Source organism: Nocardia salmonicida NBRC 13393 (genome assembly GCF_001613085.1).
Classification (GTDB): Bacteria; Actinomycetota; Actinomycetes; order Mycobacteriales; family Mycobacteriaceae; genus Nocardia; species Nocardia salmonicida.
This window is the reverse complement of sequence record NZ_BDBR01000023.1, coordinates 132,807-147,987: the sequence shown is the minus strand read 5'-3', so window position 1 is coordinate 147,987 and position 15,181 is coordinate 132,807. Positions and strand designations below refer to the sequence as shown.

General features: G+C 68.0%; 12 protein-coding genes. 9 read left to right on the top strand and 3 right to left on the bottom strand.

What is annotated here, in order from left to right:
* Positions 1-10: 10 nt before the first annotated feature.
* Together scpA and NS1_RS22700 are read right to left on the bottom strand one after the other, a co-directional pair.
* Positions 11-2,275, bottom strand: coding sequence for a methylmalonyl-CoA mutase (gene scpA, locus NS1_RS22705; protein WP_062987535.1), 2,265 nt, complete (start codon positions 2,273-2,275; stop codon positions 11-13).
* Complete coding sequence (locus NS1_RS22700) at positions 2,275-4,146, bottom strand: methylmalonyl-CoA mutase family protein (protein ID WP_062987533.1); 1,872 nt, start codon at positions 4,144-4,146, stop codon at positions 2,275-2,277. Before NS1_RS22700 ends, scpA begins: the two co-directional genes overlap by 1 nt.
* A gap of 173 nt (positions 4,147-4,319) precedes the next feature.
* On the opposite strand from NS1_RS22700, the gene NS1_RS22695 reads away from it, so the two are divergent.
* The 7 genes from NS1_RS22695 to NS1_RS22665 all read left to right on the top strand — a co-directional run bounded on the left by NS1_RS22695 (position 4,320) and on the right by NS1_RS22665 (position 12,189).
* A complete protein-coding gene (locus tag NS1_RS22695; protein ID WP_084503920.1) occupies positions 4,320-5,006 on the top strand; it encodes a TVP38/TMEM64 family protein in 687 nt (228 codons plus the stop codon).
* Between the two features lie 50 nt (positions 5,007-5,056).
* Positions 5,057-5,998 (top strand): glycoside hydrolase family protein, encoded by a 942-nt coding sequence (locus NS1_RS22690; RefSeq protein WP_062987531.1) that lies wholly within the window; start codon positions 5,057-5,059, stop codon positions 5,996-5,998.
* Between the two features lie 280 nt (positions 5,999-6,278).
* Positions 6,279-7,709: a condensation domain-containing protein gene (locus tag NS1_RS22685; protein WP_062987528.1), complete on the top strand. Its 1,431-nt coding sequence runs from the start codon at positions 6,279-6,281 to the stop codon at positions 7,707-7,709.
* Positions 7,710-7,711: 2 nt separating this feature from the next.
* Positions 7,712-8,968 (top strand): glycosyltransferase, encoded by a 1,257-nt coding sequence (locus NS1_RS22680; protein ID WP_062987527.1) that lies wholly within the window; start codon positions 7,712-7,714, stop codon positions 8,966-8,968.
* A complete protein-coding gene (locus NS1_RS22675; protein WP_062987525.1) occupies positions 8,965-9,927 on the top strand; it encodes an ATP-binding cassette domain-containing protein in 963 nt (320 codons plus the stop codon). Before NS1_RS22680 ends, NS1_RS22675 begins: the two co-directional genes overlap by 4 nt.
* Before the next feature lie 29 nt (positions 9,928-9,956).
* A complete protein-coding gene (locus NS1_RS22670; protein ID WP_056817562.1) occupies positions 9,957-10,781 on the top strand; it encodes an ABC transporter permease in 825 nt (274 codons plus the stop codon).
* Positions 10,782-10,791: 10 nt separating this feature from the next.
* On the top strand, positions 10,792-12,189 hold the full coding sequence (locus NS1_RS22665; RefSeq protein WP_062987522.1) for a hypothetical protein: 1,398 nt from the start codon (positions 10,792-10,794) through the stop codon (positions 12,187-12,189).
* 4 nt (positions 12,190-12,193) lie between these two features.
* On the opposite strand, the gene NS1_RS22660 is transcribed toward NS1_RS22665, so the two are convergent.
* Complete coding sequence (locus NS1_RS22660) at positions 12,194-12,592, bottom strand: DUF779 domain-containing protein (RefSeq protein WP_062987521.1); 399 nt, start codon at positions 12,590-12,592, stop codon at positions 12,194-12,196.
* Between the two features lie 158 nt (positions 12,593-12,750).
* On the opposite strand from NS1_RS22660, the gene NS1_RS22655 reads away from it, so the two are divergent.
* Both NS1_RS22655 and NS1_RS22650 read left to right on the top strand, forming a co-directional pair.
* Positions 12,751-13,746, top strand: coding sequence for an MsnO8 family LLM class oxidoreductase (locus NS1_RS22655; protein WP_062987519.1), 996 nt, complete (start codon positions 12,751-12,753; stop codon positions 13,744-13,746).
* A gap of 382 nt (positions 13,747-14,128) precedes the next feature.
* Entirely contained in the window at positions 14,129-15,178 is a 1,050-nt protein-coding gene (locus tag NS1_RS22650) for a 3-oxoacyl-ACP synthase III family protein (protein ID WP_056817570.1), read from the top strand.
* Positions 15,179-15,181: the final 3 nt, after the last annotated feature.

Genomic DNA, 15,181 nt, shown 5'->3' with positions numbered 1-15,181 from the left:
GCGGCGTCGCTCATTCGGCTGTGCCGCCACCGATCTCGTGCCCGAGTGCCGCGCCCAGCTTCTTCAGCAGGTCGATGGCCGCGTCGGCGATGACGGTGCCGGGCGGGAAGATCGCCGCAGCACCGGCCTCGTAGAGCTCGTCGAAGTCACCGGGCGGAATCACGCCGCCGACGATGACCATGATGTCGGGACGACCGACATCGGCCAGTGCCTGCCGCAGGGCGGGCACCAGCGTGAGGTGACCAGCGGCCAGCGAGGACACACCGACGATGTGCACGTCGTTGTCGGCCGCTTGGCGCGCCACCTCTTCGGGCGTCTGGAACAGCGGGCCCACGTCGACGTCCATGCCGAGGTCGGCGAACGCCGTCGCGATCACCTTCTGGCCGCGGTCGTGGCCGTCCTGGCCCATCTTGGCGACCAGGATACGGGGACGACGCCCCTCGGCCTCGCCGAATTCCTCGACCAGCGCGATGGCGGCGCCGATGTTGGTGGCCTTGCCTGCTTCGTCACGGTACACACCGGACAGGGTACGGATTTCGGCCTGATGGCGGCCGTAGACCTTCTCCAGCGCGTCGGAGATCTCACCGACGGTGGCCTTGGCGCGCGCCGCGTCGATGGCGAGCGCGAGCAGGTTGTTCTCCATGCCGCCTTCGGTCGCCGAAGCCGCACGGGTCAATTCGGCCAGTGCCCGCTCCACAGCAACCGAATCACGTTCGGCGCGAAGCCGTTCCAGCTTCTCGATCTGCTCGGCACGCACCCGCGAGTTCTCGACCTTGAGGACCTCGACCGCGTGGTCCTCTTCGACCTGGTACTTGTTCACGCCGATCACCGGCTGCTGGCCGGTGTCGATGCGCGCCTGGGTCCGCGCGGCGGCCTCTTCGATGCGCAGCTTCGGAATACCTTCCGAAATCGCCTGCGCCATACCGCCGTGCGCCTCGACCTCGGCGATGTGGGCGCGAGCCCGCTCGGCGAGCTGGTGGGTGAGCCACTCGACGTAGTACGAGCCGCCCCACGGGTCGATCGGGCGGGTGGTGTTGGATTCCTGCTGGATGAGCAGCTGGGTGTTGCGGGCGATGCGGGCGGAGAAGTCCGTCGGCAGGGCCAGTGCCTCGTCGAGCGCGTTGGTGTGCAGCGACTGGGTGTGCCCCTGCGTCGCGGCCATCGCCTCGATGCAGGTGCGCGCCACGTTGTTGTAGGCGTCCTGCGCGGTCAGCGACCAGCCCGAGGTCTGCGAATGTGTCCGCAGCGACAGCGATTTCGCGCTCTTGGGTTCGAACTTCGACACCAGCTCGCTCCACAGCAGACGCCCCGCGCGCAGCTTGGCGACCTCCATGAAGAAGTTCATGCCGATGGCCCAGAAGAACGACAGGCGCGGTGCGAACTTGTCGACATCCATGCCCGCGGCGATGCCGGCGCGGATGTACTCCACACCGTCGGCGAGGGTGTAGGCCAGCTCCAGATCGGCGGTCGCACCGGCCTCTTGGATGTGGTAACCCGAGATGGAGATGGAGTTGAACTTCGGCATTTTCGCGCTGGTGAAGGCGAAGATGTCGGAGATGATCCGCATCGAGGGCTTGGGCGGATAGATGTAGGTGTTGCGGACCATGAACTCTTTCAGAATGTCGTTCTGAATGGTTCCGGCCAGCTGCTCGGGCGTCACGCCCTGCTCTTCGGCGGCGACGACGTAGAGCGCCAGGATCGGCAGCACCGCGCCGTTCATGGTCATCGACACCGACACCTGATCCAGGGGGATCTGGTCGAAGAGCTGACGCATGTCCAGGATCGAGTCGATCGCAACACCGGCCATACCGACGTCGCCTTGGACGCGGGGGTGGTCGGAGTCGTAGCCACGGTGGGTGGCGAGGTCGAAGGCGACCGAGAGCCCCTTCTGGCCCGCCTGCAAGTTGCGGCGGTAGAAGGCGTTGGAGTCCGCGGCGGTGGAGAAGCCGGCGTACTGGCGGATCGTCCACGGCTGGTTCACGTACATGGTCGGGTACGGGCCGCGAAGGAACGGCGCGACGCCGGGCACGGTGTCGAGGGGATAGCCCTGTGCGACAACGGCATCCCGGTCGGCCTTGGTGAACACCGGCGGAACGTCGATGCCCTCGGGGGTCGACCAGACCAACTGCTCGGCAGTGGTGTGGTTGGCCGTCGCGGCATCGGCCACGAAGGTGCGCACCTGCTCGGCGTCGACATCGGCGGGCGCGGGCGCGTGGTCGGTCAGCGGCACCTCGGCGAAGCTGCCGATGACGTGCTCGATATCGGATGTGGTCATCAGGCTCCCACCTTCTCCAGCAGCTGCGACAGGACCGCGACCGCGTCGATACGCAGGGCCAGGTATCCGTCGGGACGCTGCGTCCCGCTGAATTGCTCGACCGCCTTCTCGGGTCCGGCCAGCAGCACGGTCTCGATTCCGGCGGCACGCAGGGCGCCGGTGGCGGCTCCCGCCTGCTCGCCGTAGCGCTTGTCCGCACCACACAGCACCGCGATGCGCGCACCGGATTCGGTGGCGGCGGCGGCGATCGCGTCGACCGTGAGCGGACCGGGGTTCACCGACTCGATGCCGCCCGAGGCGAGCACGTTCGCGGTGAAGATGGTGCGCGCGTTGTGTTCGGCGACCAAGCCGAGCGGCACGATCAGCGCCTTCGGACGAGCGCCGTTGGCAGCCAGGTAGGCATCGGAGCGGTTGCGCAGCGCTTCGAAGGCAGCGCCGTAGCGCGCATTCGGGCCCGGCTCGCGGGCCTGCTCCGACAGCGGGGTCTCGGCGAGGTTGGGGAACTCGTTGACCCCGGTGACCGCGGTCCGGCGATGGGCCACGTCGGCGGCGCGCGTGGCGGCGGTCTCGGCGATCCGGGCCGCGAGCACGCCGGCGTCCAGCGCGGCGAGGTAGCCGCCGGCGGATTCGAGCTCCTGCATGAATTCCCAGGCCTTGGCGGCGAGTTCGTCGGTCAACTTGTCGACATACCAGGAACCGGCGGCCGGGTCCTGCACGTGCCCGAGACGGGATTCCTCGAGCAGCAGCAGCTGGGTGTTGCGAGCCAGGCGCTGGGAGAACGTCGTCGATACGCCGAGTTCGCCCGCGGGCAGCGCCGCGTCGAAGGGCAGCACGGTCACCGAGTCCGCGCCACCGACACCGGCGCCGAACGCGGCGAGCGTGGTGCGCAACAGGTTCACCCAGGGGTCGCGCTGGGTCATCATGGCGGCCGAGGTGATCGCGTGCTGCGGTGCGGCGCCGAAGGCGGGAGCACCGGAGACCTGGGCGACTCGGGCCCAGAGCCGTCGTGCCGCCCGGAACTTCACGATGGTGGCGAATTGATCGTCGGTGGCCGCGAAGCGGAACTCGAGCTGACCGAACGCGTCGGCGATGTCCACCCCGGCGGCGGTCAGCAGACGCAGGTAGGCCAGACCGGCCGCGACGGCGGCGCCCACTTCCTGTGCGTCGGCGGCACCGGCGTTGTGGAAGGCGATGCCGTCCACCGTGATCGCGCGGACCGTCTCTGGCCGGGCGATCGCCTGCACGGCGAGTGCGACAGTCCCTGTTTGATCGAGGTCTTCGGCACCGGTGAAGACACTCGTCAGCGGGGCCGCGCCGAGGCCGACGCGGATCTGCGCGCGATCGGCGATCGAGTACCCGTCGAGCAGTTCGTACACCTGCTCGGCGGCGGCGCCGACAGCCGCACCGGCCACCAGCGTCAGCGGAGCCAACTCGAACAGCACGCCACGCAGTGCGACCGGGATGTCGTCGACAGGGACACCGTAGGTGCCCGCTCCGAGCGCGATCGCGCTCACGCCGTTCTCCAGACCGGTCAGGATCGCCCGGTTGGTGGCCTCGGCGTCGTCCGCACCGGCGAACGCGCCGACGAACCAGCCGCGCTGCGGATCACGCGTGGCGTCGCCACCGCGCACATACGGGAAGGCGCCGGGCAGCGGCTGCTCGGGCAGCTCGTCGCGGCGGGTGTAGAGCGGGGCGATCGTCAGCCCGTCATAGGTGGTCTCATCGAGCAGATGTTCCGGTTCGGCGGGGAGCTCGGAAGCCTCGACCCGTCGCGTTTTCGCCAGCACACCCGCCACACCCTTGCGCCATGCGGCGTACTCGGGCACCGGATCCGGTGCGAGCCCCGCCCCGGACTCTGAACCAATCGGCATAGCTGCTGTTCTCTCTTCCATTCGACGACCGCACCCCGGTGTGCTGCCGGTCCGTGAAATCCCACAAACGGGCCCACAGCGAACCAGGATGTATCCGGTTCCCCGATGATGCTATCTGTGACAGCGTGTCCACCCACTCGGGCCATCCCCTACCGGCCGGTACGCTTACCCGGGTGTCTCGACTCATCCGCTCCCCGCGCCTGCTCATCGCCATGGCCGGGCTCGCCGCGCTGTTCGTGGTGGCGATGCTGGTTCCGTTGCCGGGCCCGCAGCAGATCCGAGACTGGGCCGGCGGCGCCGGGCCGCTGTTGCCGTTGCTGTTCTTCCTCTTCTACGCGGCGGTCGCCGTAGCCCCCGTTCCGCGCACCGTGCTCACCGTGACCAGTGGCGTGTTGTTCGGTCCGATCCTCGGTTCGGTGATCGCTCTCGGCGCGACGGCGGTGAGCGCGACCTCGGCTCTGCTCGGCGTCCGCGCGGTGGGCCGCGACCGGGTCGCCCGACACCTGACGCATCCGGCGGTGCGCACGATCGACGAGCGGCTGGCTCGGCGCGGCTGGCTCGCGGTGGCCGCGCTGCGGATGATCCCGATGGCGCCGTTCTCGATCGTCAACTACTGCTGCGGCCTGTCCTCGGTGCGGGTCCGGCCCTATCTCGTTGCGACACTGGTCGGTTCGGCGCCGGGCACGATCGCGACGGTGGTGCTCGCCGGTTCGCTGGTCGGCGGCACCCACCCGATCGCGATCACCGTCTCGGCGATCTGCCTGTCGCTCGGCCTGATCGGGCTGATCGTCGACGCCCGGTTGCCGGTACACCCCTCCCCGATCGACACGGACGCCGAACCGGTCGCTGTTACCCGTTGACCGGCGCGCCTCCCGGGCCGTGTAGCGATTCGACCGGATAATCGCTGGTCATGGCGATGACAGTGGGCCGACGATCTGCACTCGCGCTGCTCGCCGGGCTGCCACTGCTCGCCGCGGGAACGGCCAGGGCACAATCCTCGCTCGGCCCCGGCGTCGGCATCGACCCGCCACGCACCCCGATCCGCTACACGATGACGGCTTTTCGCGCCGACAGCGACACCACGCTCGCGGTGTACGAATCGAGCGACGGTACCGATTTCTCTCCGGTCAGCGAGCACGCGTTCACCCCACCCACCGGCCTGGTCCGCGATCCCAGCGTGCTGTTGCACACCGACGGCGCCTATTACCTCACCTATACGATCGCCGGTGACGCGACCGCGATCGGCCTGGCACGCAGTCGAGACCGGATCACATGGACGTTCCTCGCCAACGTCCCGATGCTCGTGCCGGGACGGCTCGAGGGTGCGTGGGCGCCGGAGTGGTATGCCGACGCCGCAGGCCGAGTCGGCATCATCGTCTCGCTCACCTGGGGTCGCGGTTTCACTCCGCATCTGCTCATCCCCCTCGATGCCGGACTCACGACATGGGCGCCGCCGTTGCCCCTGTTGGGCCTCGGTCCGAGCGGGCCCGGCTCGCTGGGATACATCGACACCACACTGCAACGACTGGACGGGCGACTTTTCGCGTTCGTGAAGAACGAGGACTCCAAGCTGATCGAATTGGCCGTCGCCGATCGCCCGCTCGGCCCCTTCACTTTCATGGCCACGGGCGACTGGGCGGGCTGGGGCGGTCCACGCGAAGGACAGTCGGTGGTCCCCCTCCCCGACGGCGGCTATCGCATCTACCTCGACGCCTACACCGACGGTCGGTACTACTTCAGCGACAGCTACGACGGGTTCCGCACCTGGTCGACGCCGACCGAGCTGCCCGGCCTGTCCGGGGTCGTGCGGCACGGCACGGTGCTCCCCGAATTCGGGCCGCCCACCGACTGATTGGGACAGTGTCGACCAAACGTCCATTACCTGAAGGAACCTGGTCCATGTCGGAAAATCGACACGAAATGAAAGTGATATTGTTCACATCACCTATTAGTGACTAAGTAATATTTCACAAATCCATACAGTTATAAGCTGTAGACTCGGGATAACCCAGGGTTCGCCGGAAGCATCCGGTGCGGTATCCAGAGCAACATCGGTGACGCTGCTGCGGTCACCCGTTCCCCGTTCGTTCGTGCCGTTCTCGGCCTGCTTTCCCCCCTTGAGGTGACCCGGTATGGAATACACACATCTGTCCGAATTCCGGATTCGCTCCGGCGATCTGTCGATCTGGACTCCCGCCACCATCACTGCCGATACCTGGACCGACGACCAGCGTCCGCTGGCCAGCGTGCACGAGCAGTATCTCGGCTTCATCGACCCCGAAGACCCCCGTCCCGGCCGCGGTCGCTGGATCGGCACCATCTTCGAAATGGATGCCCCACTCGACGAGCAGGCGTGGGCGACCACATTGCGACTGTGGCACGATCGCCACGAGGGCTTCCGGACCACTGTCGCCCCCACCGGCGACGGCGGCTACCACCGGGTGACCACCGCCCCGGGCACCGTCCGAGTCACCGGCGTTCCGGTCGCCGATCCGACCGACGGTGACGAGATCAACGAATACCTTTGCGAGCTACTGGAACTGCGCCTATCGCCGCTGGTCTGGCCGCATCTGCTGGTCGCCACCGTCGCCCACGAGACCGACGACTTCACCGTGTTGGTCGGCGCCGATCACTCGGTCCTCGACGCCTACTCCCAGGCGGTGCTCATCCTCGAGCTGCGCACCATCTACGCCGCGGTCACCACCGGCGGTGAGATCCGCGACTCGGCCACCTTCGGCAGTCCCGCCGACTATGCCGTGATCGAGCGCGCCGCCGCCGAGGAACTGACCCCCGACTCGCCCGCGGTCGCACTGTGGCGCGAATTCCTGGGCACCCCAGGCTCTCCCATGCCCCGCTTCGCCGCCGACCGGGTCGCCGTGTTGGACGGTGAACACGCCCAGCCCAGTGTGTCGCGCACGCTCCTTACCCTCGCGCAGCTCGAAGAGGTCGAGGAAGCGTTGGAACGAGTCAAACACCGGCTCTCGGTGACCGTGTTCGCCGCACTGGCCATCGCCACTCGTGAGACCTTCGGCGAGAACCGATTCCGCACCGTGATGCCGATCGTGACCCGACCCGACCTGACCTGGCTCGAGTCGATGGGCTGGTTCGTCAACGTCGTGCCGGTCGATGTCACCCTGCCCGCCGGTGCCGACATGGCCGTGGCACTGGACGAGACCCGCACCGCGCTCAAGCGCTCCCGCCACTGCAACGACGCCTCCTGGGGACGCTCGCTGGCGATGGTCGGCGCGACGGAAGGCCCGACCTACGGTGCCTCGTTCCTCGACATCCGCATCCTGCCGGACTACGAACTGGTCGCTGACCTGCGCGGACGCACGCTGCGCGCGGTGTCGTACTCCACCGACGAGGTGTACTTCTGGATCGTGCGCGGTCCCGATGGCCTCTATGTCTCCACCCGCTACCCCGCGGGCCTGCCCGCCGAGGTGATGGACACCTTTCTCGCCGAGTTCGCCAGGGCCATCTACGCGGTGACCACGATCGCGGCGCCGGTCGCGGCCGCGGCTGCCATCGATACCGCGGCAGCGGCGGCGCTGAGCGCGGGCTGACAATGCGCGCACTGCTGGCCTTCACCGGAAGCCGCGGCGATGCTCAACCCGGCATCCTGCTGGCCCGCGAGCTGCTGGCTCGCGGGCACTCGGTGACACTCGCGCTCTCGCCCAATCTCGTCGAATTCGCGACCACCCACGGCATTCCCGCGGTCGGTTTCGGCCGCGACAGTGCCGAATTGCTGTACACCCAGCACAGTGATCAGCGGTTCCGCAGTTCGGACCCGCGCCAACGAGTGCGCGCGGTGCTGGCCCTGCAGCGGCGCGGGGTGGCCCGCGCGCTGCGGGAACTCCACGTCCTCGCGCCCGGTCACGATGTGCTGGTCACCGGGATGGCGGGCGAGGAGACGGCGGAGAAGGTTGCGCGAAGAGTCGGCTTGCCGTTGGCCGCGGTGCACTTCTTCCCGATCCACCCCAATCGCTCGGTCCCGGTGATACCCACCGCGTGGGGGGCCAGGATTCCCGGTGCGCTCAACCGTCGCATCTGGTCGACGCTGAGGTGGGCGCGTGACACCGCGCTCGCCTTGCCGTTCGCCGAGTTCGGGGTCGTGGAACATCCACTGCCGGAACGGGTCTCGATCCAGGCCTACGACGTCGACCTGTTTCCCGGGTTGGCGGCCGAACTGCCGGATCGGCACCCGATCGTCGGGTTCGCCGTCGACGTCGACGGATACCTCGGCGGTCCGGTCGACGCCGAGCTCGACGCGTGGCTCGACGCCGGGCCCGCACCGGTGTATGTCGGCTTCGGCTCGATGGCGGTCGGCGATCCGGCGGCGCTGATGGCCGTGCTGCGCGCGGTGTGCGCGCGGCGTGGGCAGCGTCTGCTGCTCGCCGCCGGGTGGGCCGGCATCGAACCCATCCTGACACCTGAGGTGGCGATCGTCGAACAGCTCGACCATGCCACGGTGTTCCCACGTTGCGTCGCCGCGGTCCATCACGGCGGCGCCGGAACGACAGCCGCCGCGCTGCGAGCCGGTGTGCCGCAAGTGATCTGCGCGATCCAGGCCGATCAGCCGTACTGGGGTCGTGCGCTGGCTCGGCTCGGCCTGGCGGGCACCATGCGCGCCGCCGAGCTCAGCGAGCGGCGGCTCACCGCGCTGCTGGACCTGGTGGCCGCACCGCATGTGGCGTCACGGGTGGCCGACTACGCGAGCCGGTTCTCCGGCGACGGCGTGTCCAGGGCTGCCGATGAGGTGGAATCCCTTGTCCGCCAACCATTTCCGATAGCCACCCTCGACCACGCCGGGAGGCTCGGATGAGCACCGAAATCGCCGTCCGCACCAGCGGACTCGGCAAGTCCTACGGTGACTTCACCGCGGTCGGCAGCGTCGATCTCGAGATCGCGGCCGGCTCGGTGTTCGCGATGCTCGGCCCCAACGGGGCGGGCAAGACCACCACGGTGCGAATGTTGGCCACACTGCTGCGACCGGATCGTGGCACCGCCGAGGTGTTCGGCTACGACGTCGTCTCCGAGGCCACGGCCGTGCGGTCGATGATCGGGCTCACCGGTCAATACGCCTCGGTCGACGAAACCCTCACCGCCGGTGAGAATCTACGCCTGTTCGGTCGCCTGCTCGGGCTGTCACGCAAGGACGCTGCCGGGCGCTGCGACGAACTGCTCGAGCAGTTCGAGCTCTCGTCGGTGACACGCCGTAGTGTCAGCGCCTTCTCCGGCGGCATGCGGCGACGACTCGACCTGGCGGCGACCCTGATCACCGTGCCACCGCTGATCTTCCTCGACGAGCCGACCACGGGCCTGGACCCGCACACCCGAGAACGCATGTGGGGCATCGTGCGTGGCCTGGTCGAGCGGGGGGCCACGGTACTGCTGACCACTCAGTACCTCGACGAGGCCGACGCCCTCGCCGACCGGATCGCGGTCATCGACCGGGGCAACCTCGTCGCCGAGGGCACGCCGTCCGAGCTGAAATCCTCGATCGGTGACCAGGTTCTGCGCCTGGACATCCCCGACACCGCGGACCTGCGACGCGCCGAGTCGCTGATCCAGGACATCACCGGTGAGGTCCCCGACGGGTCGTCGACCGGCACCTTGACCGTCGCCCTGTCCGAGGTCGCTCTCGCCGCCGACATCGTCGCGGCCTGCCGCGACGTGGGCATCGGCCTGCGCGGCTTCGCAGTGGACCGACCCGATCTCAACGAGGTGTTCCTGGCGCTGACCGGACACACCCACACCGCCGACCGAGCCGACGTGGCGTGAGCGCCCTACGCGAGAAATCGAGGCCCGCAATGACTCTCGCCGTCGAGACCGCCCCGACCCCCACTCAGGTCGTGCGCGCGCCGCGCGTGACCCGCGTCAGCCCCTTTGCCGCGCTCCAGCATTCGCTGATGATGGCGTGGCGCGGACTGCTGACGTTCCGGCACAGCCCACAGCTGCTCTACGACGCCATCTTGCTGCCGATCGTCGGGCCGGTGCTCTTCGGCAGCATCTTCGGCACCGCCATCGCGGGCAGCACGGCGGCCTATCTGCCGATCATGATTCCGGGCGTGCTGGTCCAGATCGTGCTCACCTCCTCGGTCGCGACCGGCGTGCAACTCTCCGAGGACATCCACTCGGGTGTTTTCGATCGCTTCGTCGCCATGCCGATCGCCCGCTCAGCACCGGTAGCTGGAACATTGCTGGCGGGCGCGGTGCGTTATCTCATCGCCGCCACCACAGTCGTGATCGTCGGATTCTGTATGGGCTATCGACCCGAGCACACCGCCGGATTTCTGGCCGGTGCCGTTTTGGTCGTAGTCGCCACAACCGCTATCAGTTGGTTGTTCGCCTTCATCGGCGCCACGATCGCCCGCCCGGCCGCCGTGCAGGGCATGTCGATGCTGGTGCTGACCTTCCTCGGCTTCGCCTCCAACGCGCTGGTGCCCGAGGAAGCCATGCCGACCTGGATGCGCCACGTGTCCGACCTGAATCCGGTGTCCTACTTGGTCTCCGCGGTGCGCACGCTGGCTGCCGAGGGCACCGTCGGCGCCGACGCCCTGTGGTCACTGGTCGCCTCGGTAGTAGTGGTCGCCGTTTTCGCGCCGTTGACCGTGCGCACCCTCCGTTCCCGATGAGGAGTACCCGATGACCGTCACTTCCCCTTCCGTCACTTCCGCCGCAGCGGTAGCCGCGGGTCCCACCGGCCTCAACCGGATCACCGCCGACGACGACCTGTTCTTCAAACTGCACAGCCTCTACCCCAACGCCCTGGTCAATCAGCTGGCCTACCGTTTCGACGCCCCGCTGGGGCGCGACCTGCTCGAACGGTGGCACGCACACCTGGCGACCGGTTTCATCGCCCGCCGGGTCCGCACCACCCGGTTCCCGATCGCCCGCGCGCACTGGGAGCCCGCCACCGAATCCCTGCCGCTGCGCTGGTCGGACACGCCGATTTCCGACGACGGGGTACTCGACTGGTTCCTGGAGCAGGCCGCCGTCGAATTCGACCCGGAACGCGGACTGGTGTGGCAGCTGGCCGGCGCGCCGACCGAATCCGGTGGCACCGTGGTCACCCTGGTCGCCTCCCATGTCGCGTGTGACGGCGGCGGCATGATGCACGCGATCGTCGACTCGTTGGACCGGCTCAACCGTGGCGAGTCACCCGACCGCGCGGCCAGTGCGGGCAGACTCGTCGGCCCGGTCGCGAGCAGGGGCCGTTTCGCCGCCGACCTCACCGATGCCCGCGGTCAGTTGCGTGCCGTGGCTCGCGGAGTGCGCGCGGCTCGCCGGTCCCGTGGCGTCAGCGAACCGGCCCGCAATCCCCGGCCGACCGCCCCGCGTCTACCGCATGCCGACACCTGGCAGGCCGCCGAGTCGATCGTCCAGCTCGATCTCGCCGAATGGGACGCCGTCGCCGCCGCACACGGCGGCACCACCAACGGTCTGCTGATCGGCGTCGCAGTCGGCCTGCTCGGCCGCAGTGGCCGGATCGCCGACGGCGCCGAGGTCCGCGTCGACATTCCGCATTCGATGCGCGAGGCCGACGACCGCCGGGCCAACGCCACCACCGGACTACCGATCAGCGTCGGCTACCGCGTCGGCGAACGCGCCGATCTACCCGCTGTCCGCGCCGCGCTCAAGGCGGCGGGCCGCGCCTACCGCGATCCCGCGACCATCCCCCCGATCCAGCACCTGCAACCGGTGCAGATGATGCTGCCGAAGGTGGTGCTGCACAAGTTCGCCCGCACCGCCAAGGCCCCGGAGTGCCTGTGCACCAACATGGGTCGCACAGCCCAGAACATCGCGGTCCTGGGCTCGCACCGTGCGCGCGACGTCATCATGCGTCCGGTGGTCAATCCCGGCCCGGTCGAGTTGTTCCGTCAGGTAGAGGTCGGCGTCAATCTCGCCTTCTCCTGCGATGACGACACCGTGACGCTCGTGGTCACCGGCGGCGACCCCGACCGTTTCCCGACCCGTGCGGCGCTGCGCGAGCTGCTGGCCGCGGAGTTCGCCGACTGGGGGCTGACTCCGCGCTTCTGGTGAGCGACTAGGAGGCCTCCTCGGCGAATTCGGCAGCGGCATCGATGTTGTCGACGCGCAGGGCGAACCGGAACCCGCACGTCGCCTCCAGGGAAGCAGAACCTCGCTGCGGACGGTTGCGCACCTCGATCCGCACATCGATGTCGTCGAAGCCGACATGGAATCGCTCCGCCATCCACAACTGCGTGTGCCAAGCCGTCTGGCCGGCCAGGACGTCACCCGCGCCGGGACGGAACTCGCTGCGCCGCACACAGATCGGCGTGTACCCATCGGTATCGGGCGCGAGGTACAGCACCACCGGGCCGTGCATCTCGAGCAGCAGCCGCAGCACGCGCAGCGCGTCCTCGCTGGCCTCGACCGCGCGGTGGCGATGATCTACCTTGCGGCCGTTGGGATGTCGAACCATGGTGCACTCCTCGCAGTTTTCTCGCCGGTGATCGCGCTCGGGGCACACTATGGTTGCGAAAGGTTGGTCCAGGGTTGGTACCGATCTAAACCTGCGAAGATCACCCGCGCGTGTCACCGCCACGGAATCGCCGCGCGTCGTCGACGTTGACTACTGATATGGCACTCGAATCGGTTCGCTTCTCTATCCTGGACCGCTCGCGCGTGCGGCGCGGGCAGGACCACGCCGGCGCACTGCGCGAGACAGTCGCCTTCGCGGCGCTGGCCGAGCAGTGGGGCTATCACCGGTTCTGGGTCGCCGAGCATCACAGCGTTCCCGGCGTCGCCGGAACCGCACCGACCGTGCTCGCCGCCGCGGTCGCGGCGGCCACCTCACGAATCCGCGTCGGCACCGGCGGGGTGATGCTGCCCAATCATCAACCACTCGTCGTCGCCGAGCAGTTCGGCGTGCTCGCATCACTGTTTCCCGGACGTATCGACATGGGCCTGGGTCGTTCGGTCGGATTCACCGACGGTGTACGCCGCGCGCTCGGCCACGATCTCGACGATGCCGACGATTTCGACGCTCGCCTGATCGAGGTCCTCGACTACTTCGAGGCGGGCAGGCAGGGCGTGCACGCCGTCTCCGCGGAAGGCGCCGACGTGCCGACGTTCCTCCTCGCCACCGGTGCCGGGGCCGAGCGCGCCGCGCGGTTCGGACTGCCGCTGGTGATCGCCCCGATCGCGGGCACGCGGTCCATGGTGGAGGCGATCGCGCGGTACCGCACTCTGTTCCAGCCCACCGCCCGGGTGCCACGACCGTATGTCGTCGTCTCCGCGGCGGTGGTGATCGCCGACTCGACCGAACAGGCACACCGACTCCTGCTCCCCGAGGCGTGGTCGAGTGCCTACTCGCGCACGCACGGCGAGTTCCCGGCGCTGATCCCACCCGAGGAGATCGACCCGGCGACGATGACCGACCGGCAGCGCCATCACTTCGAGCAGGCGCTCGGCAATCAGATCCACGGCACCGAGGATGACGTGGCAGAAGCGTTGGAGAACCTGGTTGGCCGCACCGACGCCGACGAAATCCTCGTCCACACCAGCACTTTCGATCGTGCGGCGCGGCTGGATTCGCACCGTCGGCTGGCTCGCGTCGTCGGCTCGGGAGGTTAGTCCGGCAGACAAACTTCGCGCGGACACTTGTGCTCCGAAGACAAGACCGCTCCGCGCGCAATTTATTCGACGGTGTAAACAATCGTGAGGTCACTCACTGCGCGAGCACCGTTCTGCAGCACAGCACGGCCGCGTCGACGACCCGCGTGATCGATAGCCCAGCCATTGCCGATACGCGCACGAAGGTCGCCTGTCCTGGCAGTATGCACACAATTCCTGGATTGCCGCGGTTCCCGTAACATGTTGTCGCACACAATCAATCGTGCCGTGCAGTGTGGTGGATCACTGCTCGCCGCGCGTGTTCGAGACCGGTAGGGTTCGATTTCACCGGCGATCGAAAATCGTCCGGGACACCATTCTTCGACCGCATCCGGGAGCTCACGTGTCGCATTCGCGTTTCGAATCCATCGGGGCATATCTTCCGTCGAACATATTGTCCACCACCGAATTGATCTCCCGACTGAAAACGCCACCGGCATTCGATCTGGAGCGCATCACCGGCGTGAAAGAACGCCGCGTGCGCGACACCCGACCGGAATCGGTCGAGGATTCGTTCACCCTCGCCGTCAACGCCGCGCAGGACTGCCTGGCCCGCTCGCGCTACGCCCCGGGCGAGCTGGAGGTGATCATCTCCTGTTCGATCACCCGCAGCAACGACGGCACCCGCATGTACATGGAGCCCTCGTTCGCCTCGACGATCGCCAAGTCCCTCGGCGCCGAGCGGGCCATCACCTTCGACGTCTCCAACGCCTGCGCCGGAATGCTCACCGGCACCTACATTCTCGATCGGATGATCCGCTCGGGCGTGGTGCGCAACGGCATGGTGGTCAGCGGCGAGGCGATCACCCCCATCGCCGAGACCGCGGTGAACGAGATCTCGGAGAAGTACGACCTGCAGTTCGCCTCGCTGTCGGTGGGCGATTCCGGGTGCGCGGTCGTGCTCGACCGGGCGGTCGACGACGCCGACAAGATCCACTACGTCGAATTGTTCACCGCCGCGGAGCATTCGCACCTGTGCCTCGGCATGCCGAGCGACAAGTCCTCGGGCGTCGCGCTCTACACCGACAACCGCAAGATGCACAACGAAGCACGGTTTCTGCTCTGGCCCGACGCCCAGGGCACTTTCCTCGAGCAGCAGGGCCGCGACTTCGCCGGTGAGCAGTTCGACTACATCATCCATCACCAATTCGGCGCTTCCGCCGTGCCGTACATCAACGCGGTGGCCGCCCGCGAGTTCGGCGCCGAGATGCCGCCGGATCTGAATGTGATCGAGAAGTACGGAAATACCTCGACCACCTCGCATTTCATCGTTCTGCACGATCAGCTGGCCGACGAGAACATCGCGGCGGGGTCGAAACTGCTCATGGTTCCGGCCGCGTCCGGCGTAGTAGCGGGGTTCCTGTCCACCACCATCTCCTCCCTGAAGGTCTGAGGT